The 25,103-nt window shown below is 71.3% G+C and carries 21 protein-coding genes and 1 pseudogene; 8 read left to right on the forward strand and 14 right to left on the reverse strand.

Annotation, left to right across the window (positions count from 1 at the left end):
* The first annotated feature begins 74 nt into the window (after nucleotides 1–74).
* On the forward strand, nucleotides 75–875 hold the full coding sequence (locus ACWEOZ_RS03810) for a LamG-like jellyroll fold domain-containing protein (protein WP_451909210.1): 801 nt from the start codon (nucleotides 75–77) through the stop codon (nucleotides 873–875).
* On the opposite strand, the pseudogene ACWEOZ_RS03815 reads toward ACWEOZ_RS03810, so the two are convergent.
* A pseudogene (locus tag ACWEOZ_RS03815) lies at nucleotides 872–2,014 on the reverse strand (glycoside hydrolase family 18 protein); the annotation flags it as partial. The gene ACWEOZ_RS03810 and the pseudogene ACWEOZ_RS03815 overlap by 4 nt on opposite strands.
* Nucleotides 2,015–2,114: 100 nt before the next feature.
* Complete coding sequence (locus ACWEOZ_RS03820) at nucleotides 2,115–2,603, reverse strand: DUF6174 domain-containing protein (RefSeq protein ID WP_451909211.1); 489 nt, start codon at nucleotides 2,601–2,603, stop codon at nucleotides 2,115–2,117.
* A 116-nt stretch (nucleotides 2,604–2,719) separates the two neighbouring features.
* Between ACWEOZ_RS03820 and ACWEOZ_RS03825 the strand changes: the two genes are divergently transcribed.
* From ACWEOZ_RS03825 to ACWEOZ_RS03835, 3 genes are all read left to right on the forward strand, one after another.
* The gene (locus ACWEOZ_RS03825; RefSeq protein WP_451909212.1) at nucleotides 2,720–4,861 is read left to right on the forward strand and encodes an alkaline phosphatase family protein; all 2,142 of its coding nucleotides are present in this window, start codon (nucleotides 2,720–2,722) and stop codon (nucleotides 4,859–4,861) included.
* A 6-nt stretch (nucleotides 4,862–4,867) separates the two neighbouring features.
* On the forward strand, nucleotides 4,868–6,031 hold the full coding sequence (locus ACWEOZ_RS03830) for a hypothetical protein (RefSeq protein ID WP_451909213.1): 1,164 nt from the start codon (nucleotides 4,868–4,870) through the stop codon (nucleotides 6,029–6,031).
* Between the two features lie 141 nt (nucleotides 6,032–6,172).
* Nucleotides 6,173–9,376, forward strand: a complete 3,204-nt coding sequence (locus tag ACWEOZ_RS03835) for a BTAD domain-containing putative transcriptional regulator (RefSeq protein WP_451909214.1) — start codon at nucleotides 6,173–6,175, stop codon at nucleotides 9,374–9,376.
* Here ACWEOZ_RS03835 and ACWEOZ_RS03840 read toward each other — a convergent pair.
* From ACWEOZ_RS03840 to ACWEOZ_RS03865, 6 genes are read right to left on the reverse strand one after another with little or no spacing between them, the layout of a single operon-like run.
* Nucleotides 9,373–10,203 carry an ABC transporter permease gene (locus ACWEOZ_RS03840; RefSeq protein ID WP_360815674.1) on the reverse strand — a complete coding sequence of 277 codons (831 nt, stop codon included), beginning with the start codon at nucleotides 10,201–10,203 and terminating at the stop codon, nucleotides 9,373–9,375. The two genes, ACWEOZ_RS03835 and ACWEOZ_RS03840, sit on opposite strands and share 4 nt — an antisense overlap.
* Nucleotides 10,200–11,189 (reverse strand): ATP-binding cassette domain-containing protein, encoded by a 990-nt coding sequence (locus tag ACWEOZ_RS03845; protein WP_451909215.1) that lies wholly within the window; start codon nucleotides 11,187–11,189, stop codon nucleotides 10,200–10,202. The genes ACWEOZ_RS03840 and ACWEOZ_RS03845 overlap by 4 nt, the downstream gene beginning before the upstream one ends.
* A gap of 45 nt (nucleotides 11,190–11,234) precedes the next feature.
* Complete coding sequence (locus ACWEOZ_RS03850) at nucleotides 11,235–12,068, reverse strand: SDR family NAD(P)-dependent oxidoreductase (RefSeq protein ID WP_451909216.1); 834 nt, start codon at nucleotides 12,066–12,068, stop codon at nucleotides 11,235–11,237.
* Between the two features lie 2 nt (nucleotides 12,069–12,070).
* A complete protein-coding gene (locus ACWEOZ_RS03855; protein ID WP_451909217.1) occupies nucleotides 12,071–13,501 on the reverse strand; it encodes a flavin-containing monooxygenase in 1,431 nt (476 codons plus the stop codon).
* A 16-nt stretch (nucleotides 13,502–13,517) separates the two neighbouring features.
* On the reverse strand, nucleotides 13,518–14,210 hold the full coding sequence (locus ACWEOZ_RS03860) for a transposase (protein ID WP_451909249.1): 693 nt from the start codon (nucleotides 14,208–14,210) through the stop codon (nucleotides 13,518–13,520).
* On the reverse strand, nucleotides 14,156–14,680 hold the full coding sequence (locus ACWEOZ_RS03865; protein WP_451909218.1) for an IS110 family transposase: 525 nt from the start codon (nucleotides 14,678–14,680) through the stop codon (nucleotides 14,156–14,158). The genes ACWEOZ_RS03860 and ACWEOZ_RS03865 overlap by 55 nt, the downstream gene beginning before the upstream one ends.
* 572 nt (nucleotides 14,681–15,252) lie before the next feature.
* On the opposite strand from ACWEOZ_RS03865, the gene ACWEOZ_RS03870 reads away from it, so the two are divergent.
* Nucleotides 15,253–15,609, forward strand: coding sequence for a colicin immunity domain-containing protein (locus ACWEOZ_RS03870; protein WP_451909219.1), 357 nt, complete (start codon nucleotides 15,253–15,255; stop codon nucleotides 15,607–15,609).
* A 10-nt stretch (nucleotides 15,610–15,619) separates the two neighbouring features.
* Nucleotides 15,620–16,579, forward strand: a complete 960-nt coding sequence (locus ACWEOZ_RS03875; protein ID WP_451909220.1) for a Dyp-type peroxidase — start codon at nucleotides 15,620–15,622, stop codon at nucleotides 16,577–16,579.
* Between the two features lie 4 nt (nucleotides 16,580–16,583).
* Here the strand turns inward: ACWEOZ_RS03875 and ACWEOZ_RS03880 are convergent, their stop codons facing one another.
* The 4 genes from ACWEOZ_RS03880 to ACWEOZ_RS03895 form a co-directional block, all read right to left on the reverse strand.
* A complete protein-coding gene (locus ACWEOZ_RS03880; RefSeq protein ID WP_451909221.1) occupies nucleotides 16,584–17,165 on the reverse strand; it encodes a hypothetical protein in 582 nt (193 codons plus the stop codon).
* A 43-nt stretch (nucleotides 17,166–17,208) separates the two neighbouring features.
* Nucleotides 17,209–17,880 (reverse strand): DedA family protein, encoded by a 672-nt coding sequence (locus ACWEOZ_RS03885; protein WP_451909222.1) that lies wholly within the window; start codon nucleotides 17,878–17,880, stop codon nucleotides 17,209–17,211.
* Nucleotides 17,881–18,020: 140 nt separating this feature from the next.
* The gene (locus tag ACWEOZ_RS03890) at nucleotides 18,021–20,879 is read right to left on the reverse strand and encodes a GH92 family glycosyl hydrolase (RefSeq protein WP_451909223.1); all 2,859 of its coding nucleotides are present in this window, start codon (nucleotides 20,877–20,879) and stop codon (nucleotides 18,021–18,023) included.
* Nucleotides 20,880–20,996: 117 nt separating this feature from the next.
* A complete protein-coding gene (locus tag ACWEOZ_RS03895) occupies nucleotides 20,997–21,368 on the reverse strand; it encodes a DNA polymerase ligase N-terminal domain-containing protein (RefSeq protein WP_451909224.1) in 372 nt (123 codons plus the stop codon).
* A 158-nt stretch (nucleotides 21,369–21,526) separates the two neighbouring features.
* Here ACWEOZ_RS03895 and ACWEOZ_RS03900 point away from each other — a divergent pair, with 158 nt between their 5' ends.
* Together ACWEOZ_RS03900 and ACWEOZ_RS03905 are read left to right on the forward strand one after the other, a co-directional pair.
* The gene (locus ACWEOZ_RS03900) at nucleotides 21,527–23,284 is read left to right on the forward strand and encodes a sulfatase-like hydrolase/transferase (RefSeq protein WP_451909225.1); all 1,758 of its coding nucleotides are present in this window, start codon (nucleotides 21,527–21,529) and stop codon (nucleotides 23,282–23,284) included.
* Between the two features lie 83 nt (nucleotides 23,285–23,367).
* Nucleotides 23,368–23,523: a hypothetical protein gene (locus ACWEOZ_RS03905; protein WP_203777291.1), complete on the forward strand. Its 156-nt coding sequence runs from the start codon at nucleotides 23,368–23,370 to the stop codon at nucleotides 23,521–23,523.
* A gap of 45 nt (nucleotides 23,524–23,568) precedes the next feature.
* Here ACWEOZ_RS03905 and ACWEOZ_RS03910 read toward each other — a convergent pair whose 3' ends face one another.
* Nucleotides 23,569–24,882: an alpha-amylase family protein gene (locus ACWEOZ_RS03910; protein WP_451909226.1), complete on the reverse strand. Its 1,314-nt coding sequence runs from the start codon at nucleotides 24,880–24,882 to the stop codon at nucleotides 23,569–23,571.
* 74 nt (nucleotides 24,883–24,956) lie between these two features.
* The coding region (locus ACWEOZ_RS03915; RefSeq protein WP_451909250.1) for a sigma-70 family RNA polymerase sigma factor at nucleotides 24,957–25,103 on the reverse strand (147 nt) is incomplete at its 5' end.

Below are 25,103 nucleotides of genomic sequence, written 5' to 3' on the forward strand. Positions count from 1 at the left end.
AAGTCACCATGATCGGCCGACCGTCGTAGGCGGTTGACCGACCCAGCAAATGGTTCACAAGTAATAATTCGGACATGCGATCTCGTTCTCTCGTCGTCCCCGCGGTTCTCGCCGGCCTGCTCGCCGGCTCCGTGCCGGACGCGGCCTCGGCCCATGAGCAGGTCGGCACGCCCTCCGCCACGGTGGCGGCGGCCCGTACCGCGGCGGACGCGGCGACGGTGAGCAGGGCGGCCACCGGGGGGACCCTGGTCGCGCGGTACGGCTTCGACGGCGGCCGGGCCACCTCGATCACCGACGAATCCGGGCACGGCCACACCCTCAGGCTGATCACCGGCAACGGCGGTACCGTGAGCATGGTCCGGCGCGGCCAGGGCCACGCGCTGCGCTTCCCGGGCAAGTGCACCGGCAAGAAGCGGTGCCCGCACGCCGCGCTGCAGAGCCCCAGCGCGGCGAACCTCAACCCGGGCACCAGACCGATCTCGTACGGCGCCAGGGTGCTGCTGTCGCCCAGCCAGACCAGCAAGGGCCAGAACGTCGTGCAGAAGGGCTACTCGGCCACCAGCAGCCAGTACAAGCTGCAGGTGGACGGAGCGGCCGGCCGGGCGAGCTGTGTGCTGGTCGGCGCCCGCCCCGGCATCAAGCTCGTGACCAGCACGGTCTCGGTCGCCGACGGCACGTGGCACGTGGTGGAGTGCCGGCGTACGGCGACCGCCCTGACGGTGCTCGTGGACGGTGCGGTCCGGGGGAACCGGGCCATCGCGGCCGGCCTGTCGGTGGCCAACGACCGTCCGCTGAGCATCGGCGGCAAGGGTGCCTACTCCGACAACGACCAGTTCCAGGGCACGCTGGACGACGTCTGGGTGCGGATCGGCTAGCTGCCCCGCAGGCCGGCGGCCATCGCCCCGACCAGCTGGGCGTCCGCGGTGTCCCCGGAGAGCTCCCAGGCGAACGCGCCGCCGAGGCCGTGGCTGCGGGCGTACGCCATCTTGGTCCTGAGGGTCTCCGGGGTGTCGTAGCTCCACCACTGGCCGCGGCAGAGCGCGTACGCCGTCCCGCCGGCCGTGCCGGTCGGCGGGCAGGTCCGGCGCAGCACCGCGTAGTCCTCGATGCCCTTCTCGTTGCTGCCCGGCGCCGGGCCGGTCGCCCGGCCGCCCGGCGCCGCGACGCTGACCCCGGCCCAGCCACGGCCGTAGAAACCCACGCCCAGCAGCACCTTCCGGGCCGGGATGCCCAGGGAGATCAGCTTGCTGATCGCGGCGTCGGTGGTCGAGGTGGCGCGCGGGATGCCCGGGTACGCGGTGAGCGGCGAATGCGGCGCCGTCGGTCCCGGCCCGCCGCCGGTGCCGAAGAAGTCGTAGGTCATGGCGCTGAGCCAGTCGGCATCGCGTGCCGCCGCGGCGTAGTCGGTGGCCGCCAGCTTGCCCGGGTCACCCGGCACCGCCGCGGTGATGAGCGCCTTCGGACCCAGCTCCGCGCGCAGTGCCCCGATCAGCCCGGCCAGGGCTCCCGGCCCGCTCTTGTCGCAGACCAGCCCGCAGGCGTTGGGGTATTCCCAGTCGATGTCGATGCCGTCGAAGACGTCAGCCCAGCGGGAGTCCGTGAGCAACGCCCGGCAGGACTCGGCGAACGCGCGCGGATCAGCGGCGGCCCCGGTGAAGCCCTTCGAGCCGGTCCAGCCGCCGAACGACCAGATCACCCGGAGCCCGGGATGGCGGGCCTTGAGCTTGCGGAGCTGGCCGAAGTTGCCGCGCAGGCCCTGACCCGGGGCGTCGGCCACCCCGTCGACGCTGTCCGCCGCCGCGATGGGCTTCTCGTGGTCGGCCCACTTGTCGCTGGTGCGGCAGCCGCCGTCGGTGACCTTGCCGAATGCGTACACCAGATGGGTGAGCCCGGCGGCCGCGCCGCTCGCCTCGACGTTGCGCACCTGGAAGTTGCGGCCGTAGACACCCCAGTCGGTGAAGTAACCGACGACGCGCTGGCCGGCCGGGGCCGGCGATGGCGCCGGCTTCACCGGCGCGGGCGAGTCGCAGGCCCCGGTCAGCAGCAGCGCTGCCGCCAGGACGACGGGTACGACCCGCATGCGGGCCTCCCCAGTCCCTCGCCGAGCCCCGAACCTATCGCGACGGCGACGGCGCCGGGCCGCCCGTTAACCCGATCGTGTACTCCTCGATCGTGTAGCAGGCCTCGTCGTCCACGGCGTCCCGGGATGTGTCGATCTTGATCCGGGTGGGATGGCCATCAGTGCTGTCCCGCTCGACCTCCACCACGTCGGCGCCGTCCCGGCGCGCTGCCTCCGCCTCGGCCTCCAGCTGCCGCAGCGTCGGGACCAGATCGGCGATGCGCAACATGAGCGCCCGCCGCGCGCTGTCGTCGAGACCCTCGGTGCGGACCACCTTGTCGTCCTGCACGGTCACCCGGAACCGGCCGATGAGCGCCCGCTCGCCGCACTGGGAGTCGAGAACGAAGCCGTACTTGGCCGGCGGGGTCCAGGTGGCGGCGGCCGGCTCCGGCGTGCCGCCGGCTTGCTGGCCGGCGCAACCGCCGGTGAGGGCGAGCAGCAGCATGGTGGGCAGAACCGTCTTGACGCGCACAGAGTCCTCCACGGAAGTCGACGCTGTCCGGTACGACGGGCCGGCCGGGTGACCGGTTCCGCCCGCCGCGCGAGTGGCGTTCGCTACGTGGGGAACCGCAGCCGCACGCCTTGTGCGATCGTTTTCGGGTGGCCGTAAGCACAGGGGGCAGCCCACGGGATCCGGTGCCGGTTCCCGGTGCCCGGAACCGCCGGGCGGAACTGCGCGCCCTGTTCGCCTGGCCCCGGGTCATCGACCGGGCCCGGGCCGTCTTCCGCAGCGCGCTCACCACTTTCGTCGTGCTCACCTTCACCCTGTGGCTGATGCCCGGGGTCCGCAGCACGGACGTCATCGACACCCTCGGCCTGGTGCTGCTGGTCGCCGCCGTCGGCGCGGTGCTGCGCCCGCTGCTGCTCGCCGGTGTCGTCGCGCTGGGCGGCTGGGGAGCCATGCTGCTCGGCGTCACCGCCCAGGTGATCGTGATGGCGGTCGCCCTGGAGCTGGACCCGTCCAAGCGGCTCAGCGGCTGGCCCACGGTCGGCGTCGCGGCGCTGCTGGCGGTGGTCTGCGCGGCGATCCTGGACTGGATGGCCGACAGCGGCACCGAGGACACCTTCGTCAAGGAGGCCCGCCGGCTCATGCGCGGCATCCGGCGGCGCCAGGCCCGGCAGGGCGGCGGCCGGCTGCTCAGCCTGCGCCGGCCGCAGCAGGGCACCGAGCCCGGCCTGCTGATGGTGCAGCTCGACGGGGTGAGCGAGCCGGTGCTGCGCTGGGCCGTACGCGCCGGCAACCTGCCCACCATCGGATGCTGGCTGCGCACCGGCACCCACGCCATGCGCGGCTGGCACACCGGCCTGCCGTCGACCACCCCGGCGGCGCAGGCCGGCATCCTGCACGGCGCCTCCCGGCAGATCCCGGCCTTCCGCTGGTACGAGAAGGCGACCGGCCGGCTGATGGTGTCCAACCGCCCCCGCGACGCGGCGGTCATCGAACCGCGGCTCTCCGACGGCCGGGGACTGCTGCGCGACGGCGGCGTCAGCATCGGCAACGCGTTCTCCGGCGACGCCACGATCAGCCTGCTCACCGTCAGCCACGCCGCGCTGCCCGGCCGCTCGGCCCGGGGCTGGGCCGCCTTCATGGCCAGCCCGTTCGGCTTCACCCGGGCGCTCGTGCTCGGCGTCGGCGAGGTCTTCACCGAGCTGCACCAGGCCCGGCTCCAGCGCCGCCGCAACCTGCAGCCCCGGGTGAGCCGGTCCGGCGCGTTCCTGGCGCTGCGGCCCGCCTCGATGCTGCTGCGCGACGTCAACGTGTCGCTGATCGCCGAGCAGATGGCCCGCGGTGCCCCGGCCGTCTACTGCGACCTGGTCGACTACGACGAGGTGGCCCACCACGCCGGCCCGGCCCGCCCCGAATCGATGCGGCAGCTGGAAAGCCTGGACCGGATGCTCGGCGTGATCGAACGGCTGGAGCCCGAGGCGGCCCGGAAGTATCAGATCGTCGTGCTCTCCGACCACGGCCAGAGCCAGGGCGCCACCTTCCGTCAGCGGCACGGGGAGACGCTGAAGCAGGCGGTCGCCCGCTTCTCCGCGTGCCCGGCCGACGCCCCCTCGACCCCGGCCGAGTCCGAGGCCACCGCGGAGCCCGGCTTTCCGCCGTCGCCGATCGCGCCGCTGCTCGTCGTCTCGTCCGGCAACCTGGCGCTGATCTACCTGACCCGGTTCCCGCAGCGGGTCGACCGGGCCGTCATCGATCGGGAGTATCCGCAGCTCATCCCCGGGCTGACCAGGCATCCGGGGGTCGGTCTGGTGATCGTGGACGACGGCGGGCCGGTGGCCGTCGGGGCCGCGGGCAGTCACCGGCTCGCCGACGGCACGGTGGAGGGCGTCGACCCGCTGCTGCCGTACGGGCCGCATGCCCGGGCCGACCTGCTGCGGCACCAGGAGGCCGAGCACATCGGCGACCTGGTGCTGATCAGCTCGGTCGACCCGGTCACCGACGAGGTGGCGGCCTTCGAGGAGCTCGTCGGCTCGCACGGCGGGCTGGGCGGCTGGCAGACCGAGGCGATGCTGGTGCACCCGGCCGAGTGGCAGATCACCCAGGGCGACCTGGTCGGCCCCGACGCCGTGCACCGGCAGCTCGTCGAGTGGCTGACGATGCTCGGACTGCGCACCCGGCCGGCGGCCCAGGGCGAGCTCGTCACCGGCGAAAAGCTCCAGCTGACCGACCTGGCCCCGCGTGGCGCGCAGCACGACGGCGCGGCGGCGCGACTTTCGCCCAGCCGCGACGGTTAAGCCTGTGTGCGTTTCTTCCAGTTCGTACGTAGTTCGCTGCGTACCACCTCCCGTCGTCTGCTGACCGTCGGCGCGGCTGCCGCCGTCGTCATCGCCTCCGGGGCGGCCCCGGTACGGGCGGTCAGCGCCAGCCCCGGCAAGGCCCCGCTGTTCAACGGCTCCGTGTACGCGGTCGCGTACCGCGGCAGCACCGTCTACGTCGGCGGCTCCTTCACCAGCGTCGGCTGGGGCGGACGCACCTACGACCGGCAACGGCTGGCGGCGTTCGATGCGTCGTCCGGCGCGCTGCTGAACTGGTCACCGGCCGCCGACGCCACCGTCCGGGCACTGGCCGTCAGTGGCACCTCCGTGTACGCCGGAGGTGACTTCCACCGCGTCTCCGGCTGGCGGCGCGACGCGCTGGCCCGGATCGACGCGACCTCCGGCGAGGTGGGCACGTTCTCGCACTCGGTGGCCGGGGCGCCGTACACCCTCGCGGCCGGCCACGGCCGGCTGTACGTCGGCGGCAGCTTCACCTCCATCGACGGCATCACGCGGTCCAACCTGGCCGCGTTCTCCCTGACCGGCGGCGGCCTCGACCGCGGCTGGCGGGCCGGCGCCGACGACTCCGTGCACGCCCTGACGCTGGCCGGCTCGCGGCTCTACGCCGGTGGCGCCTTCCACAAGATCAACGGGACGAGCGGGACGCTGCGGATCGCCGCGCTCTCGGCCACCAGCGGCATGGTGTTCAGCGCCTTCCGGCCCAACGCACCGGCGCAGGTCAACGCGCTGGCCACCGACGCGAACGGGGTCTACGCGGCCACCGGCGGCCAGGGCGGGAAGGTGCTCGCCTACTCCGCCGGCGGCACGGTCCGCTGGTCCCGTACCTTCGACGGCGACACCGTGGCGGTCGCGACGCTGGCCGGCATCGTCTACGTGGGCGGCCACTTCGACCGGGCCTGCCTGACCAACCGCAACGGCAACCAGGGCGCCTGCACGGACGGCGCGGTGAACCGGGTCAAACTCGCGGCGATCGACAGCCGGGGCGGCCTGACCCCGTGGGCCCCGCAGGCGAACGGGGTGATCGGCGTCCGCGCCCTGGCGGTGGACCGCCCGCAGAGCCGCATCGCCGCCGGCGGGGACTTCACCACGATCAACGGCCAGAACCGCAAACGCCTAACCTTTTTCTAGCAAGGACCACCGACCGCATCGAACCCCACCCGAAACGCCCGCCCGCACCCGGTGGCCCCTGACCGCAACCAAAGTCGGATTGCGCCCGTCGTTGTCGAGGGCGCCGAAATGACCAGGGGCCCTTTGCCGTAGTCATTTTCGGTGACCTCGACAACGACCTCGTGGGGCGCAATCCCCGCCGAGCGGAGCGAGGCCATCAAGCAGAGCACGATCACGACGTTGGGGACGCTGGCTGTCGACGGGCGGCCGGTGCGGGGTGAGCGGCTTGCCGCCCTGCTGCGGGAGCTGATCGGCGCCCGCGGACGCGTCGTCTCCACTGTGGCGCTGGTCGAGGCGGTCTGGCAGGGCGATCCTCCCGACGATGCGGCGGGGGCGTTGCAGGCCCTGATCTCCCGGGTACGGCGGCTCGGGGTGCCCGTGGACGCGGTCGCCGGTGGCTACCGGGTGCCGACCGACCGGGTGCAGGTAGACGCTGTCGCCGTACGCGTGCTGGTTGATCGGGCCCGGGCCGCGCTGAGCTCGGGTGATGCGGTGGCCGCGCGGGCCGTGGCCGATCAGGCCCGGGCTTTGTTCCCCGAGGTTCCGGACCCGGCCCCCGGGGACGGCCGGCTCTTCGCCGAGCTGGCCGCGGTGCGGGCCGAGGCCGCGCTGGCCGGCGCGGGTGCGTTCGACGAGGCCGACCTGCGGCGGCTGGTCGGGCAGGCACCGCCGGACGAGCCGGCCGCTGCCCTGCTGGTCAGGATGCTCGCCGCGCAGGGCCGGGACGCCGAGGCGCTGGAGGTGGTCGAGCAGCTCCGCACCGAGCTGGCCGACCGGTACGGCGCGGACCCCTCCCCGGTGCTCGCCGAGGCCCATCTGGCCCTGCTGCGTGGTGAGCTGGCGCCCCCCGGGACGCCCCGCCGGCCGGTGAGCGTGCTGCCGCGGGGCTGGCGGCGGTCGGCGACCGCGCTGGTCGGGCGGGAGCCCGAGGTGCTGGCCGTGACCGCCGCGCTGACCGAGGCACCGCTGGTGACGATCGTGGCCACCGGCGGGGCGGGCAAGACCCGGCTCGCCGCTGAGGTCGCCCGGCGCTCGGCCGGGCCGGTCCGGGTGGTCGAGCTGGCCGGCCTGCGCGCCCCGGACGAGGTGCTGCCGGCCGTGCTGGCCGTACTCGGCGGGGCGGACACTTCGGCCGCGCCCGGCATCACGCTGGAGCGGCGGGTGCTGAGCCCGCGGGACCGCCTGCGGGCCGTCGCCGCCGATCTCGACGGGCTGATCGTGCTCGACAACTGCGAGCACGTGCTGGACGCCGCGGCGGCAGTCGTCGCCGATCTGCTCGCGGCCACCGGTCCGGAGGTCGCGGTGCTGGCCACGAGCCGGGCGCCGCTCGCTCTCGTGGGTGAGGTCGTGCACCGGCTGGCGGCGTTGCCGGACCAGGAGGCGCTGCGGCTGCTGGAGACCCGGGCGCGGGCGGCCGGAGCCGTACCGGCCTGGGACCGGGACCGCGCGCTCGCCCTCTGTCACCACCTGGACAACCTGCCGCTGGCTCTGGAGCTGGCGGCGGCCCGGCTGCGGCACATGCCCATCGACGACGTGCTCGCCGGGCTGAGCGACCGGTTCGCGCTGCTCGACGACGCTCTGCGTGGCCTGCCCGAGCGGCACGCCAGCCTGTGGGCGATGGTCGACTGGAGCCGGGAGCTGCTCGGTCCCGACGCCCGTGAGCTGCTGCAACGCCTTGCGGTCATCCCGGCCGCGTTCACCGCCGAGATCGCCGCCGCGGTGGCCGGCCGCCCGGACGTCCGGCGGGCGCTGGCCGATCTCGTCGAGCAGTCACTGGTGAGCCTGGACGCGGAGAGCGGCAACCCGCGCTACCGGATGCTCGAGACGGTCCGCGAGTACGGCGAGGCCCGGCTCGGCGCCGACGCCCCGGCCGCCTCGGCCGGGCTGACGGACTGGGCCCGGGCCCGGTCGCTCAGCCTGACCTCGCGCTATGTGGGCCCCGGGCAGCTCGACGCCTTCGCCGAATGCGCCGCCGAGCAGGAGAACCTGCTGGCCGGCCTGCGCTTCGCCCTGGCTCACGACGACCAGCCGGCGGCCGTCGACATCGCCGCCGCGCTCTTTCACGTGTGGACCGTCCGCGGGCTCCACGTCGAGGTCAGCACCTGGGCCGGCGACCTGCTGAACCTGCACGACCCCGCGGCCCGCCGCCGGTCGGCCCTGATGCACGGCCGGTCCACCGGGCGGCCGTTGCCCGACGCCGACCGGCTGGCCTGGCTGTGCCTGGTCGTCGGGATCAACGCCGGCATCACCGGTCCGCCCCGGCTCATCGCGCTGGCCCGTCGCGTCCTCAAACGCCTGCTGGCCGAACGTCCCGGCGAGGTGTCGCCGCGGCAGCGGGTACTGGCGTCGGCGCTTCCGGCCTTCGACTCCTACAACCCGGAGCGCGGCCTGCGGAGTGCGGTGGAGCTGATCGACCACTCCGACCCGTACGTGCAGGCGCTGGGGTACTTCATCCGGGCGGCGATGCGGGAGAACGGGGGCATGGCGGAGGCCTCGGCCGAGGACGCCGAGCTGGCGTACCAGCGGTTCGAGGTGGCCGGCGACCACTGGGGGATGGCGATGGCCGCCCAGGCCGCCGGTCACTGGATCAGCGCCCGCGGCGACGCGCGGGCCGCCGAGTGGCTGGGCCGCAGCGTGCGGCACATGGAGCTGGTGGGTGCGACGCAGGACGCCCGGTCGATCCGGGTACTGCTGGATGTGCAGCAGGCGCTGGCCGGCGACCCCAACGCCGAGCATCGCCTGCGGGCGCTGGCGACCTCGGGCCAGGCCGACGACAACGACGCCGCCCAGGCGTACCTGGGTCTGGCCCACCTGGCCTGCCGGCGTGAGCGCTACGACGAGGCCCTGGCCTACGGCGACGCGGTCAGCCGGACCGTGGAGGCCTCCGCCGACCGTTCGCCGCAGATGCGGGTCGTCTGCCGGGTCGCGGTGGCGGTGCTGCGCGTACGGGTGGCGCAGGCGCGGCCGACCCCGGACGCCGACGCCGACGCGACGGCACTGTTGCGGCTGGCCCGGGACGAGACCCTGTCCGTCCACGACAATCCGCTGCTCGGCGTGTGGGCATTGGGCGGGGCCGAGCTCGCGGCCTTCCGCCGGGACGACGCGACCGCGCGCGATCTGTGGACCCTCGGGATGCGGATCGGCGCCAACGTCGGCAACCTGTTCCCGCCGGGGGAGGACGGTCGCCTGGACGCGGTCCTCGGCGGCGAGGCCGACCGCCGGAAGCTGCTGGCCGCGATCGCGCCGCGAACGGCGACGGCCATGAGCTCACGGATCCGCGAGCTCATGGCCGCCCTGCTGGCTTAGACCTTCTTCCGGTACGCCCGCAGCGCCAGCGGCATGAACACCACCACGAAGCCGGCGCACCAGGCGAGGGTCCACCACACGTGGTTGCCGATCGGCGAGCCGAGGAACAGGCCCCGGACCGCGCCGACCAGGTGGGTCAGCGGGTTCACGTCGACGAAGCCCTGCATCCAGCCCGGCAGCGTGCTGGTCCCGACGAACACGTTGGACGCGAAGCTCAGCGGCATGATCAGCGCGAACATCAGGCCCTGGACCGCGCCCGGGGTACGGACCTTCATCGACACGAACACCGGCAGCCAGCTCAGGCACAGCGCGAAGAGCACGGCCAGCGCGCAGCCCGCGACGGCGCTCAGCGGGTCGGTGGTGATCCGGAAGCCCATCACGTAGCCGATCGCCAGCGTGGAGAGCGTGACGATCACGTACCGGACGATGTCGCCGAGGACCGCGCCCAGCAGTGGCGCCGAGCGGGGCACCGGCAGCGACCGGAAGCGGTCGAAGATGCCCTTGGCGATGTCGGTGTTGAGGTTGACGCCGATCGCGATGCAGCCGGTCGCGATCGTCTGGGCCAGGATGCCGGGCAGCAGGAACTGCAGGTAGTCGTGGGTCGAACCGGCGACCGCGCCGCCGAAGACGTACACGAAGATGATCAAAAACAGCACCGGCTGCAGCGTCACGTCGATGAGCGCCTCGGGCGTCCGGGCTGTCTTGATCAGGCTGCGTTTGGCGAGCGCGAAGGAGTGCCGCGCGAGCCGGAACGGCCGCGGATGCGGTTGCACGGCCGCGGGCATGACCGGGCGGCTGGTCCGGGGGGCGTTGAGGGTCGTGGTCATACCGCCACCTCTTCCTTGATCGTGGTGGTTGTGGTGTCGTCGTCAGAGGCGGTGCGCCCGGTGAGGGTGAAGAAGACCTCGTCGAGGCTCGGCAGGTGCAGCGAGAGCTCGGTGACCGCCACACCCGCGGCGGCGAGCCGGGCGACTGCTTCGGTCAGCGCGCTGTCGTCGGTGACCGGCACGGCAAGCATGCCCTTGCGGATCTCGTCGGCCTGGGCTCCCGAGGACACCTCGGAGAGGATCGCGGCGGTCAGGTCGAGCTGCGTGGCGTCGGACGGGCGTACCTCCAGGGTCTGACCGCCGACCACCCGCTTGAGTCCTTCGGGGGTGTCGTGCGCGATGACCCGGCCGTGGTCGATCACCGTGATCGCGTCGGCCAGCGCATCCGCCTCCTCCAGGTACTGCGTGGTGAGCAGCACTGTGGAGCCCGCTGCCACCAGCGAGCGGACCACGTCCCACATGTCCTCGCGCTTGGCCGGGTCCAGCCCGGTGGTGGGCTCGTCCAGGAAGATCACGTCGGGCGAGCCGACCAGGCTCGCGGCCAGGTCGAGGCGCCGCCGCATGCCACCGGAATAGGTCTTGGCCTGGCGGCCGGCGGCGTCGGTCAGGTCGAACCAGTCGAGCAGCTCGGCGGCCCGCCGGCGGGCACCGGCCCGGCCCAGGTCGAGCAGCGTGCCGAAGAGCTCGAGGTTCTGCCGGCCGGTCAGGTCCTCGTCGACCGAGGCGTACTGGCCGGTCAGGCCGATCACCTGGCGGACCCGCTCGGCGTCGCGGACGACGTCGAAGCCGCTGATCCGGGCGCGGCCGGCATCGGGTGTGAGCAGGGTGGAGAGGATGCGGACGGCGGTGGTCTTGCCCGCGCCGTTGGGTCCCAGGACGCCGAGCACGGTCCCCCGGGGCACGGCGAGGTCGACGCCCTGCAGGGCTTTCGTCGACCCGAAGTGCTTGACGAGGCCCTCGGCCTCGATCACGAGATCAGCTGTCATGCCCCCAGGGTGCGCGGGCCCGCTGACACGGCACCGACACGGCGCCTACATGAGGTCCCGCTTGTCGAGCTGGCGCTGGATGACGTTCCAGTACCGGCCGGGCGCGACCCGGGCCAGCACGTCGGCCAGCTTGGCCACCCGGGTGATCACCAGGCGTGGCTTGCGGGCCTGGACGGCCGCCACGATCAGCATGGCCGCCTCCTCGGGCGGCAGGGTCAGCGCCTTGCGGGTGAACTCGGCGGCCTGCGCGGCCTGCTTGCCGTCCACGTCCGGGCCACTGAGCCGGGCGCTGGTGGCGATGTTGGTCTTGATGCCGCCGGGGTGCACCACCGTGACACCGACCTTGCCGGCCAGCTCGTGCCGCAACGCCTCGGAGAAGCCGCGCACGCCGTACTTGCTGGTCACGTAGGCGACCTGGGTCGGGGGTGCGATGAGGCCGAACAGGCTGGAGATGTTGACCACGTGGGCGCCCGGGCGGCTGAGCAGCTGCGGCAGGAACGCCTTGGTCGTGCGGATCACGGCGTGCAGGTTGATCTCCATCAACCAGTCGAAGTCCTTCATGCTGACCTGCTCGAACGTGCCGTTCAGGGCCACACCCGCGTTGTTGACCAGCAGGTCGGCGCCGCCGTGGCGCTCGGCGACCGCGGCGGCCAGATCGAGGCGGTCACCGCCGTCGGACAGGTCCACCACGTGGGTGCTGACCTGCTGCGCGCCCAGCTCGCGGGCCAGCGCGGCGACCCGCTCCAGGCCCTCGGCGTCCCGGTCCACCAGGGCGAGCACGGCCCGGCGCCGGGCCAGGTCGAGCGTGAGCGCGGCACCGATGCCGCTGGCCGCGCCTGTGATGACACACGTGCGCCCGGCGAATGCGAAGCGTTCCACGGTCATTCTCCCGTCCTGGTCCGGGCGAACATCATGTCACCGTCGTCGATCCGGCTCAGTCGCATCCGCGGCATATCGAGGAGATAGTTGTTGAGCATCCGCCAGGCCCGGCGGTCGCTCTGCCGGGGCAGCACGACGGCGGCGCGCCGGACGTAGCCGGAGGAGAGGTTCATCAGCGGCTCGCCGGTGTCGTGGGCGCCGGCGGGCAGCCGCGGGGTGGCGATGTCGATCCGGTGCCGGTCCAGGTAGTTGAGCAGCCGGCAGACGTACCGGGAGGTGAGATCGGCCCGCAGCGTCCAGGAGGCGTTGGTGTAGCCGACACACCAGGCCAGGTTGGGTACGCCGTCGAACATCATTCCCTTGTAGACGTGCAGCTCGTGGGAGTCGATCGGCCGGTCGTCGACACTGAGCGCGATCTCGCCGAACGCGACCATGGTGAGCCCGGTGGCAGTGACGATCACGTCGGCGGCCAGGTGCTCGCCGCCGGTCAGCCGGATCCCGTCCGGCGTGAACGCGTCGATCGTGGCGGTCACCACCGAGGCCCGGCCGGCCCGCATCGCCGCGAACAGGTCGCCGTCCGGCACCACGCAGAGCCGCTGGTCCCACGGGTCGTAACGGGGGACGAAATGCGGATCCACCGGTACGCCGGCCGGCAGCTGCTTGGCCACACCCGCCCGCAACGACTTCGCCACCCGGGCGGGCCAGCGCCGCGACGCCTGGAACAACGCCCAGGTCAGCAGGACGTTGCGGGCCCGGACCACCCGCGGGCCGACCACCCGGGCGCCGCCCTCCTTGGCCGGCAGCGAGAGCAGATAGCTGGGGGAGCGCTGCACCATCGTCACGTGCGCGGCCTGCTCCGCCATCGCCGGCACCAGCGTCACCGCGGTCGCGCCGCTGCCGATGACCACCACCCGTTTGCCGGCATAGTCGAGATCCTCGGGCCAGTGCTGCGGGTGCACGACCGCACCGGTGAAGCTCTCCCGGCCGGGGAAGTCGGCCTCGTAGCCGCTGTCGTAACGGTAGTAACCGGTGCAGACGTACAGGAAAGAACAGGTCCATATCTCGCCGGTGCCGGTCCGGACCGTCCAGCGGGCCTCAGCGGTCGACCAGGACGCGGCGACCACCCGCCGGCCGTAGTGGATGTGCTTGTCGATGCCGTACTCGGCGGCGGTTTCGCGCAGGTATTCCAGGATGGTGCCGCCGGCCGCGATGGCCTTCGGCTGCCGCCAGGGCCGGAACGGGTAGCCGAGGGTGAACATGTCGGAGTCGGACCGTACCCCCGGATAGCGGAACAGGTCCCAGGTCCCGCCGCTGGTCTCCCGGGCCTCGAGGATCGCGTAGCTTCGGCCCGGGCACTCGGTCTGCAGCCGGTAGGCCGCGCCGATGCCGGACAGCCCCGCGCCGATGACGAGGACCTCCCTGTGCTCACTCATCTGGCACCCCTCTGTGTCAAGCGTTGGTCATGAGCGGTGTTTTAGGCTGTGGTGTGGCGGGTCCGGGAAGTGACTTGTCCGAAGTGCCGGCCATGGGGATCGGGTCGGTCGCGCTGGATTTGAGAGTCGCCCCCAGGTGTCCTCCCGGGCCCGTCTCGAGCAGTCTTGCGTCGGCGGCCATCTGTTTGTAGACGACGTCGGAGAGTCGGCGTTTGAGTGCCCGCAGGGCTTCCATCGCGGTTTTGCCAGCGGCGAGTTTGCGCCGGTAGTAGCGGCGGCCTTCGGTGTCGTGTCGTAGCTGGACGATGGCCATGATGTGCTGGGCCCGGTTGATGCGCCGGTTCCCGGCCCGTGAGAGCCGGTGGCGGTTCTGGTCCCCGGAGGAGGCGTCGATCGGTGCGGTGCCGTTCCACGAGGCGAAATGGGCGCGGCTGGCGAAGCGGGTGATGTCGCCGATGTCGCCGAGCAGGCGGGCGGCGCCGGACGGGCCGATGCCGTGCAGGTTCTGCAGTCGGCTGCCGGTGCTGGCGACCAGGTCGGTCAGTTCGTGATTGGCGATTTTGATCTTCTTGTCGATCGTGACGAGTTCGTGGATCAGCTCTGAGGCCAGCCAGCGGCGGGTTTTGCCGACGACGTCGCGGGGGCGCACGGTGTTCAGTATCGCGCGGGCCTGTTGCGCGGACAGGAATTTCTTCGCGCCGCCGGGCACCAGTTCGAGCAGCAGGTGATGCAACCGGCTGACGACCTCGGTGCGGGTCCGGCCGAGTTGATCGCGGCGGTCGACCAGCAGCCGTAACGCCACCGTGGTGTCATCGACGCGACCGGCCGCAGACCGTTGGTGCGTAGGGCGACCACGGCGACGCTGCGGGCGTCGACCGGATCGGTCTTGCGGCCCTGGCCGGTGGCGAACACTCGTGCCCGGGCGGACAGTTTCGCCGGCACGTCGACCACGGTTTCGCCGTCGGCGACCAGCCGCTGAGCGACGTGACGGCCGATACCGGAGCATCCTTCGACAGCCCAGAACCGATCTGGGTGCCTACGGCCGGCGGTCAGCATCGCCTTGTAGCCGTCGCGGTCGGTCGCGAACCGGCCTTGTCCGACAGTCACTTCCCGGTCGTTGATGATCTCGATAGTGGCGGAACGCTTGTGCGGGTCCACGCCGATGATGACTGGCGCCATCTGGCTTTCCTTCCTCGAGCCGACGGTGGTGTCGGCTAGGAGGGCACCGCTACTTTGAGCTGGGCATACCCCTCTTGAGCCTCTCCGCGCCGCGGTGACCGGCAGAACGCACGCCAAATGAGAGCCACACCAACCTACGGTGGGCAGCCGAAAAGAGAGCGACTCCACCGGTCACCTCGACCATGCCTGGCCGGGCAGCGGTCGTGCCACCAGTAGATAAGTAGCCGATTATCGGGCCCGGGCTGAATTTATAGCCGAACGTGTCACCGCTCCGCACAAGAACCGAGCTGCGCACCGCTGACGGGACACCCGGCACGCGTTCAAGGAGTTCACCCGCACCGGGCCGTCGTCACATGCACGACCTCACGATCACCGAACTGCACGTACTATGCGCTCGCCGGCAATACCCCGGTGCTCGTGCACAATTGCCCATAGGGGTACAGGCCATATTCTGGTGGTCTCTCTATCGGAACGGGGACGATGTTTTCTTCCAGAACGCTGTCATCTTTGTGGGATGGGCTGACCGAACCCTTCGATCCTGCGCGCCCTTGGCGGTAGACCCAGTGGTGGCCGTGTCCGTCGTGCCGCGGGTCTACGTGGACCTGTCGCTGCAGTTGGTCGAGAAGCTGATCAGCCCGAGTGAGTTCATGACCCGCTTCTTGCGGGAGTTCAAGGCGGAGAAACGCTTTTTCGACGAGCGTGCCGATGAGGTGCTCGACTCCCTCTTCTACGCCGCTGAAGAGTTCGTGGAGGAGCCCTCGTCACGACCGGGCGTAGTTGGCGAGGCGGAACTGTTCGCGGCGGCGCGTGGCCTTCTCGAGTTTGTCGAGGACCAGGAGAGATCAGGGGACGACCAGCGACGAGGGTGGGCGCATTGCCTGGAGAAGACCGCGGCCGAATACCGCGGCCGTTCTCGCGGCTACGGCTAGGCTGCGCCTCGTGACTGCGCCTCGATCAGTTGGACCGACCGTCAACCACCAGGCGGTGCTCAGCCCGCTGACCGATGCGGCGATCTTCCTCGTCGCCACCGTGCGGGAAGGCGGCGAGACCGCCGTCCGCGACCTGCTCGAAGACCTGAGCGGCCTGCAGCGGTCCGTCGGCTTCCGGGTGCCCGCGGCCCAGCTCTCCTGCGTCGCCGGGATCGGCTCGCAGCTCTGGGACCGGCTGTTCGCCGGGCCGCGGCCCGCGCAGCTGCACCCGTTCCGGCAGTGGAAGGGTGCCCGGCACACCGCGCCCGCCACCCCGGGTGACCTGCTTTTCCATCTGCGGGCCGGGCAGGTCGATGTCTGCTTCGAGCTGGCCGCCAAGATCGGTGAGCAGTTGCGCGGCGTCGCTGACATCGTCGACGAGACGCACGGGTTCAAGTATTTCGACGAGCGGGACCTGCTCGGGTTCGTCGACGGCACGGAGAACCCCGTCGGCCCGGCCGCGTCCGCCGCGGTGCTGGTCGGGGACGAGGATCCGGCCTTCGCCGGCGGCAGCTACGTCATGGTGCAGAAGTATGTGCACGACATGACGGCGTGGAACGAGCTGACGGTCGAGCAGCAGGAGGCGGTGATCGGGCGGACCAAGCTCGACAACATCGAGCTCGCCGACAAGCCGGCGAACTCGCATGTCGCGCTCAACACCGTCGAGGCTCCGGATGGCACCGAGCTGAAGATCCTGCGGGACAACATGCCGTTCGGGTCGGTCGCGGCCGGGGAGTTCGGGACCTACTACATCGCGTACGCGGCCACCCCCGACGTGCCCGAGCTGATGCTGCGCCGGATGTTCCTCGGTGACCCGTACGGCAGCCACGACCGCATCCTGGACTTCTCGACGGCCCGTACCGGCTCGTTGTTCTTCGCCCCGACCGGCGACTTCCTCGACGACCTGCCGCCCGCCCCGGTCCCGGGCTGACGCGTCAGCGGATCAGCCGGGCTGCTTTCGCGGTCTTGCGGGCGGCCGTGCGCCGCGCGGACTGCGTGGCCTCGTCGGGCTTCTCCGGCGGCGGATCCGCGGCCGCACGCCGCGGTGACCGGGCCGACGGTGCGTCAGCGGCCGGGCGGGACGACGACGGTACGGCGGGAGCACGTTCCGGCGCAGCCTCGAGCTCTTTGCCGGCGGCCGGCTGAGCCGTGGCCCGGTCCTTCTCCTTCTCCCGGCGGACCAGCTCGGCCAGCACTTCCTTGTCGTACTTAGCTTCGGCCAGGTCGGCCTTGGCCCGGGCCTGTTCCGCCTTGGCGACGGCCTTCTTGCGTTCCTTGGCCAGCTCGGCGCGGCGCTTGCCGGCGGCCTTGAGGCTCCGCTTGAGCCGTTCGGCTTCCTCGGCGGCGCGACGCAGGGCCCCTTGCTGTTGCTCGGTCAGGCTCGAGAGGGTCTCGAGCTGCCGGTCGATGTCGGTCACCGCGGCGTCGGCGGCGGCGGCCGCGGCATTCGCGGTGCCGGCCTTGTCGCGGCGACGGTCCAGCGGTCGGGCGGTCGTGGTCACATCTATCACTCCCATCCGGTCTCACCTCGCTGATACCCGGACGGGTGCCCGGCAACCGTCAGGCCGGGGCGTCTTCGGCCGTGACCGGCTCGCCGGCCTCGCGGGCGCGGCGCCGGCGGATGTGCCGCATGTGCAGCCAGATGTACGTGCCGACGGCGATCACCCCCACCCCGATCGCCCAGTACATGTATTTGTGCAGCTGGTCGATGATCTCCACCAGGTGGGTGCCCAGCAGGTACGAGATCGTGCACCACCAGCCCACCCAGAGCGCGGCGCCGATCGCGTTGTAGATCAGGAAGGTGCGCCAGGGCATCGCCGTGATGCCCGCGATGACACCGTTGAGCTGGCGCAGGCCGTCGATGAAGCGGGCCACCACCACGACCCGGTTGCCCCGGCGGGCGAAGAACTTCTCGGCGCGTTCCAGGCGGGCCGGGGTGATGAAGATGTACTTGCCGAAGCGGTGCACGGCCTTGCGCCCGCCGCGGACGCCGATCCAGTAGCCGACGTTGTCGCCGAGCACGGCGGCGATGAAGGAGATGGCGGCGACGGCGAAGATGTCCAGCCGGCCCCAGCTGGAGTAGATCGCCGCGGCGACCATGATCGTCTGCCCGGGCGCGGGGACCCCGAAGCTCTCCACACCGATCACGCCTGCCACGGCCAGATAGCCCCACCGGTCGAGGATGGGGGCCACGCTGTGCAGGAAACTGGGCAGATCGTCGGCGGGGGGCATGGGTTGTGCAGTCTCCCGTCGTCGGCGTCGGGGCTTGCGGCCCCGGCCCCAACCGTATCCACCCGGGCGGATCACAAACCTTCCGGTGCCCGGACGATCCCTCGCCCGGGCCCTCCGTCCGGTTCCCGCCGGTTTCGCGCCTAGTTCTGCGGTGGGCCGTCTCCAGGCCCACTTCCCCAGGTCAGGCTGGGTGTCGGGGCGAGTTTGTAGGTCAGCGCCGCGCCCCGGGTGAGGGCGGATGCGGGCAACCATCCCCTGGTGGTCGTTTTTCCGTTGACCGTCAGTTCGTGTACGTAGACCGACTTGTCATCCGTACGCGGGGCCTTGATGGTCACGTCCCGCCCGTTCGCCAGGTGGATCACCGCCCGCGGGAAGAGCGGGCTGGTGAGGGCGAGTTCGGCCCGGGTCGGCACCGTCGGGTAGAGGCCGAGCGCGGAGAAGACGTACCAGGCGCTCATCGTGCCGGCGTCGTCGTTGCCGGGGATGCCACCCGTACCGTTGCTCCACTTGCCGTCGATGATCGCCCGGACGGTCTCCTGGGTCTTGTACGCGGCGCCGAAGTAGTTGTAGAGGTACGGCGTCTGGATGTCGGGCTCGTTGGTGGCGTCGAACTTCGTGCCCTTGGTGGCGCTCAGGTCGAACGTGCCGTCCGGGTTGCGGAAGAACTCGTCCAGCCGCTCGGTCGCCACGTCGGTGCCGCCCATCGCCGCGGCCAGGCCCACCACGTCGGAGTAGACCATCCAGGTGTACTGCGCACTGCTGCCCTCGACGAAGCCGGCGCCGGTCGACGGGCTGAAGCCCTCGGCCCAGTGACCGTCGGCGTAGCGGTCGCGCATCCAGCCCACGAAGGCGCCGTCGGCGGGGACCGGGGTGGGCACGGCCGGGTCGGCCAGTTCGAGCTCGGCGAGCTGCACGATCGGGGCGCCGCCGTTGGCGTCCACCTGGAGCCGGTAGTAGCTGTACGGCTGCGGGTCCGCCACGGTGAACTCGCGCGTCTGGCCGCGGGCGGAGAAACTCTGCCCGGTCTGCGTGTCGAGGGTCGTCCACGTCGAGCCGTCCGCCGAGCCCTGCAGCCGCCAGTCCTTCGGGTCGCGCGCGGGGACGTCGTTGGCCGAGGTCAGCGCGTACGTGCCGACGGTCAGCGGGGCCTCTGTGCGGGCCTGCACCCAGCCGGTCGTGGCGAAGGTGAGCCACTTGGTGCCCTTGTCACCGTCGAAGACCTGGGTCTTGGCCTCGCCGGGCGGGTTGTCGGCACTGGCGGTGATCTCGGTGATCCGTTCGCGGATGTTGTGGGCCAGGCCCGGGTCGGCCCGCGCGGCCGGGTCGAAGACGTTGCGCCAGTTGTGCGAGCGGTCCAGGAACTCCCGGTACCGGTCGGTGTCGCCCAGCGCCTTGGCCAGCTCGGCGATGCCGTAGTCGGCGGCGGCGTCCTCCAGGGTCTCGGCCGCCCCGCCCCAGCAGTGGCAGTCGTCGGCGGGCACGTATCCCAAGGTCAGGTACTTGTCGAGGGACGGCCGTTGCCCGACGCACTCGACGTTGCAGCCGGCGTCGCTGGAGTCGTTCTCGGTCGGTACGGTCGCCGCCCGCACGAGCGAGTCGTACGCGCCCCGCACGTCGAAGTCGCGCGCGCCGAAGGCGTACATGCCGGCCACCGCCGCCGCGGCAGGATCACCGGACATCACCGCGGTCTTGCCGTGTTGCAGCAGCCAGCGGTCCCATTCGCCGTTGCGCTGGGTGGCATAGCTGTACAGCGACTGGGCGTAGTCACTGGCCATCTTCGGATCCAGCAAGGCCAGCAACTGCACCTGGGCGCGGTAGACGTCCCAGCCGGAGAAGGTGCCGTACTGGGCCCTCTGGCCTGTGGACAACTTGTGGACGGCGTCGTCGGCGCCTTGGTAGCGGCGGTCAACGTCGCTGGTCAGAGTGGGTTCCAGCATCGCGTGGTAGAGCGCGGTGTAGAAGGTGGTCCGCTGGTCCTCGGTCCCGCCGCCGATGCCGATCTTCTTGAGCCGTCGTGACCACGCGCTGCGGGCGCCGGCCCGGATCGCCGCGAAGCTGAGGCGCTCCGGTGACTCCGCGGCCAGGTTCGCCTCGGCGCCGGCCCGGCTCACGTACGAGATCGCGACCCGCATCCCCACGCTGGTCGTGCCGGGAGCGAAGCTCACGTAGCCGCCGGAGCCCTTGCCCGGATTCGGCCGTCCGGCGCTGCTGTAACCGCTGCCGCCGGTGGCGTCGGTGCTGCCCGGCTGCAACGTCGTGTCGGTCCACGTGCCGGTGGCGGCGAACGGCTGATCGAGCTCGGCGGTGAAGTGCAGCGTGTAGTACGCGTGCGAGTTGTCCGTGCTCTGCGGGCCGCAGAAGTTGCCGGCGCTCACCGAACCGCTGACCGTCCGCGTGGCCGGATCGATGTGCACCGTCGCCGCCTCGCTGCCGGTCTCCGACAGCGACGTGCGGAACAGCAGTCCGGCCGGCTTGTCGGCGGGGAACGTGAACTTGCCGAAGCCGGTCCGCGGGGTCACGGTCAGCTCCGCGCCCGCGCCGCTGTCCAGGCCGACCCGGTACCAGCCCGGCTCGGCCGACTCGTTCGCGTGCGAGAAGGTGCTGGCGAAGACCGCGTCGGTGGCGTCCGCGGTCGGCGAGCTGGTGATCTCACCGACGTGCGGCATGATCGGGATGTCGCCGTTCGCGCCGGAGCAGCCGACGCCGCTGAGGTGGGTCAGGCTCAGTCCGCGGATCCGGGTCGCGGTGTACTGGTAGCCGCCGGGCGCGGGGGTGGAGAGCTGATTGCCGCGCGAGGTCTGCGGACTCCAGGCGAGCATCCCGAACGGCGTGACGGCGCCCGGGTAGGTGTTGCCGAGATTCGTGGAGCCGATGAACGGGTTCACGTACGCCGCCGGATCGGCGACCAGCGGCGGTGGCGGTGCTGCCTGGGCCGCCGCACCGATCGGCACGGTGAGGACCATCCCCGCGAGCACGGCGACGGTACGGGATCCGAACATCCGCTGCTCCCTGATGACATCGATGTCAGGCCATGTCGGGGATCAGCCTCTATTGATCTGGTCCTATGTGTCAACCCGGGACCCGGGCCTGTGGACAACTTGTGGACAGCGCCGGGATCAGGTGGCCGGCTGGTCTTTGGTCAGGTGGGCCAGCCAGCTCGTGCCATCGGTGTGGATCAGCGCGTAACGCCGGACCGGACCGCGCCCGTGCAGCGTGAACAGCAGCCGGCGGTCGTTGCTGTCCTCCGGCCGCCACCAGCCGATGTCCGCGATGAACTTGTGCTCGTCGGTGTAGGTGAGGTGATCCAGGGCGTGATCCGGCACGGCGATGGCCAGCCGGTTGCGCGCCGGGTCGGTGGGCAGTCCGCGCGGCAGCGCCCAGGACCGCAGCACGCCGTCCTGCTCCAGGCGCAGGTCGAAATGGGGTCGCGGCTTGCGGTGGTCGTGCAGGACGAAGGCCGGTTCGGGCACGGCCGGGGGGTTGTTCATCTCCTCCGATTGAACTCCATCGCGCCGAGATCCGTTCCCCTCTTCGGGATGTCCCGGAGGAGGGCCAAGTCTTGTCTGGTTCGGTACGCGAAGCGCTCGCTTCCCGTTTTGGTCGCACGGCACGGGAGCCCGAGGCCGCGGCACCCGCGGAGCCCGAGGTGACGGCCGAGGCCGTGGCATCCCCGGATCCGGATCCCGAGGTGGTCGCGGCACCCGAGGTCACTGCGGAGGCTGACGGCGAGACGCCGGCCGCCACTCAGCGTGGCCGGGTGCGCACGATCGCCGGCCACGTCCTGACCGTTTCGGCCATCGCCCTGATCTTCGGCGCGCTGATCATGCCGAACATCGTCAGCCGGTTCGAGCGGCCCGGCACCTACCTGCGCCTGCCCATCGAAGGTTTCGTCGCCGTCGGCCTGGTCATCCTGCTGCCCGGCCGGTGGAAGCGGATCGCCGCCGGCGTCCTGGGCGCGGGCCTGGCCGTGCTGACCATCGAGAAGATCACCGACATGGGTTTCTACGCGACCCTGTCCCGGCCCTTCGACCCGGTGCTCGACTGGGTGCTCCTCGACGACGCCCAGGCCTTCCTGGAGGACTCGGCCGGCAAGGCCGGCGCGACCGGCGCGCTGATCGGCGTGATCCTGCTGATCATCGCGATCATGGCCCTGATGAGCCTGGCCGCGATGCGCGTCACCCGGGTCGCCGCCCGGCACCGCCGGGCCACCACCGGCACCGCCCTGACCGGTACGGCCGTCTGGGTGGTCCTGCTCGTGCTGGGCGTGCAGACCTTCGACGACATGCCGATCGCCGCCCGCAGCTCGGCGATGTACGTCTGGGACCGCGCCCACATGGTGAAGGGCGGCCTGCGCAGCGGCAAGGAGTTCGAGCGGCTCGCCGCCACCGACGCGTTCGCCGGCAAGTCCGGTGACCAGCTCCTCACCGGCCTGCGCGGCAAGGACGTCATGGTCTTCTTCGTGGAGAGCTACGGCCGCTCGGCCATCGAGGACCCGGCGCTCAGCCCGGGCACGACGGAGCTGCTGGCCGAGAGCTCCGAGACCTTGAAGAAGGCCGGTTATGTGACCAAGAGCGGCTGGCTCGGCTCGCCCACGGCCGGCGGCGGCAGCTGGCTGGCGCACTCCACGCTGCTGTCCGGGTTGTGGATCGACAAGCAGAACCGCTACCGCAACCTCACGTCGAGCAACCGGCTCACCCTGACGAGCGCTTTCAAGAAGGCCGGCTTCGACACCATGAGTGTCATGCCGGGCGCCACCCGGGCCTGGCCCGAGGGCAACTTCTACGGCTACGACAAGGTCTACGACTCCCGCAACACCGGCTACCAGGGACCGGCCTTCAGCTGGGCGCCGCAGCCGGACCAGTACACGCTGTCGTGGTTCGAGAAGAACGTGCACGGCCCGGCCCACGACCCGATGTTCGTCGAGATGCCGCTGGTCTCCAGCCACACCCCGTGGGCGCCGCTGCCGCAGTTCATCGACTGGGACGACGTCGGTGACGGCTCGGTCTACAAGCAGATCCACCAGGAGGGCAAGACGGTCAAGCAGGTCTGGCGGGACCCGGTGAAGCTGCGGCGCGAGTACGCCCGCTCGATCCAGTACACCCTCACCACCCTGGTCTCCTGGCTCGAGCTCTACGGCGACAAGAATACGGTGATGGTCTTCCTCGGCGACCACCAGCCGTCCGCCATGGTCGTCGGCGACGGCGCCAGCCGGGACGTGCCGATCACGATCCTGGCCAAGGACCGCGCCGTCATGGCCAAGACGGCGAGCTGGGGCTGGACCGACGGGATCAAGCCGGACCCCCGGGCCCCGATCTGGCCGATGGACGAATTCCGGGACCGGTTCCTGACCACCTTCGGCCCCTCCGGGGACGTCAACCGGGTGCTCGCACCACCGAAGCGCTGAACCGGTTTTGGGGCGTGATTGGAAATCGAGGGCTCTGGGTATCTGGGGGTCGGCGGAAACGCCGCCGATGAACGGAGTCCCCCATGTTGATCCTCGGTCTCATCCTGCTCCTGCTGGGCATCTTCCTGAACGTCTCGATCCTCTACACGATCGGTGCTGTTCTGCTGGTCGTGGGCGCCGTCCTGTGGATCCTGGGCGCTGTCGGCCGGCCGGTCGGCGGTCGCAAGGTATGGTTCTGATCGCCTGAATCGTTGAAGAGCGCCCGCCGGACGGCGGGCGCTTTTTCATGCCTCGAGCACGGCCCAGCCGTTAGCCGGCAGGACCACCGCGGCGTCGGCCGAGCCGGCCCGCCGCAATTCCGCGCTGCCATTCAGAACCGATTTCCCGTACGGCACGGGCAGCTCCGCGGAAGCAGCACCGACACTCAGGGCCACGATGACTTTCCGGCTCCCGTCGGAGGCCTCGTAGGCGAACTGCTCGTTGGTCAGGTGCACTGTCGTGGTCCGGGCGTGATGCAGCCAGGGGTGCCGGCGGCGCAACCCGATCAGCTCCTGGTGCAGGTGGTAGAGCGTCCAGCCGTACGGCGCCAGGTCGGCGGGCTCGGCCGGGAAGGCGGGCCGGACCGCGTCGTCGCCGTGCTCGCGGTCCTCCTTGACGCCCCGGAAGCCCTGCTCGTCGCCGGCGTAGATCGACGGCGTGCCGCCCACGGTGCACAGCAGGGCCAGGGCGATCGGCACGTGCCGCTCGTCGGTGAGCTTGCTGGCCAGCCGGGTCACGTCGTGGTTGCCGACGAAGGTCTGGGGCACGAAGCTGTCCAGGAACGTGTTGTGCCGTTCGAGGGCCCAGCTCAGCTCGAAGAAGTTGGCCGCATTCAGCGCGCTCCAGATCGCTTTCCACAGCTCGTACTGGGTCACCGAGTCCATCGTGGACTTCTCGACGAACTCCGCGTAGTCACCGTGGATGACCTCGCCGATCACGTACGCCCCGGGGAACTCGGCGCGCACCCGGGGCAGCACCGTGGCCCAGAACTCGGCCGGCACCCCGTACGCCACGTCGAGCCGCCAGCCGTCGGCGCCCCGCCGCAGCCAGTGGGTCATGACGTCGGTCACGTAGTCGGCGACGGCCGGCTCGGTGTGGTTGAGGGCGACGAGTGCGTCATGGCCCTCGAAATTGTCGTAGCCGGGCTCGCCGCCGTGCTCCGACCAGGTGAGCCGGAACCACGACGCGGTCGGTGCCTCCCGGCCCTGGGTGAGCACAGCCTGGAAGGCGGCATGCCCGCGCCCGACGTGGTTGAACACGCCGTCGAGCAGCACCCGCAGCCCACGCTCGTGCGCGGCGGCGATCAGGGCGTCGAAGTCGGCGTCGTTCCCGAGGCGCGGGTCGATCCGGAAGTGGTCGAGGGTGTCGTAGCCGTGGGTCTGCGAGGCGAAGATCGGCCCGAGCAGGAGACCGGATGCACCCAGCTCCACGGCGTAGTCCAGCCAGGCGGTGAGCCGTTCCAGCCGGCCGTTCTCGCGGCCCTCGGGATAGGCGCCGACGAAGCCCAGCGGATAGACCTGCCACCACACCGCGTGTTCAACCCAGTCCGGCTCACTCACGACGTCACTCCCTCGGGGTTGAGGATACGCAGAAACGCCGGCCCGAACCGGGCCGGCGTTCAGTCTGCGGTTGCTCAGATGGTCTCGCTGGCGAGCTGCGTACGCAGCTTCGTCAGGGCCTTGGTGAGCAGGCGGCTGACGTGCATCTGGGAGATGCCCACCTGGTCGGCGATCTGCGACTGGGTCAGGTTGCCGTAGAAGCGCAGGGTGAGGATCTTCTG

It is taken from the genome of Actinoplanes sp. NPDC004185 (assembly GCF_053603475.1).

What these genes read in the sequence shown, in the direction of transcription:
- ACWEOZ_RS03895 (WP_451909224.1), bottom strand. Translation starts at nt 21,368, where the DNA reads ATGAACAACCCCCCGGCCGTGCCCGAACCGGCCTTCGTCCTGCACGAC.
- ACWEOZ_RS03865 (WP_451909218.1), bottom strand. Translation starts at nt 14,680, where the DNA reads ATGGCGCCAGTCATCATCGGCGTGGACCCGCACAAGCGTTCCGCCACT.
- ACWEOZ_RS03905 (WP_203777291.1), top strand. Translation starts at nt 23,368, where the DNA reads ATGTTGATCCTCGGTCTCATCCTGCTCCTGCTGGGCATCTTCCTGAAC.
- ACWEOZ_RS03880 (WP_451909221.1), bottom strand. Translation starts at nt 17,165, where the DNA reads ATGGGAGTGATAGATGTGACCACGACCGCCCGACCGCTGGACCGTCGC.
- ACWEOZ_RS03890 (WP_451909223.1), bottom strand. Translation starts at nt 20,879, where the DNA reads ATGTTCGGATCCCGTACCGTCGCCGTGCTCGCGGGGATGGTCCTCACC.
- ACWEOZ_RS03845 (WP_451909215.1), bottom strand. Translation starts at nt 11,189, where the DNA reads ATGACAGCTGATCTCGTGATCGAGGCCGAGGGCCTCGTCAAGCACTTC.
- ACWEOZ_RS03855 (WP_451909217.1), bottom strand. Translation starts at nt 13,501, where the DNA reads ATGAGTGAGCACAGGGAGGTCCTCGTCATCGGCGCGGGGCTGTCCGGC.
- ACWEOZ_RS03840 (WP_360815674.1), bottom strand. Translation starts at nt 10,203, where the DNA reads ATGACCACGACCCTCAACGCCCCCCGGACCAGCCGCCCGGTCATGCCC.
- ACWEOZ_RS03810 (WP_451909210.1), top strand. Translation starts at nt 75, where the DNA reads ATGCGATCTCGTTCTCTCGTCGTCCCCGCGGTTCTCGCCGGCCTGCTC.
- ACWEOZ_RS03885 (WP_451909222.1), bottom strand. Translation starts at nt 17,880, where the DNA reads ATGCCCCCCGCCGACGATCTGCCCAGTTTCCTGCACAGCGTGGCCCCC.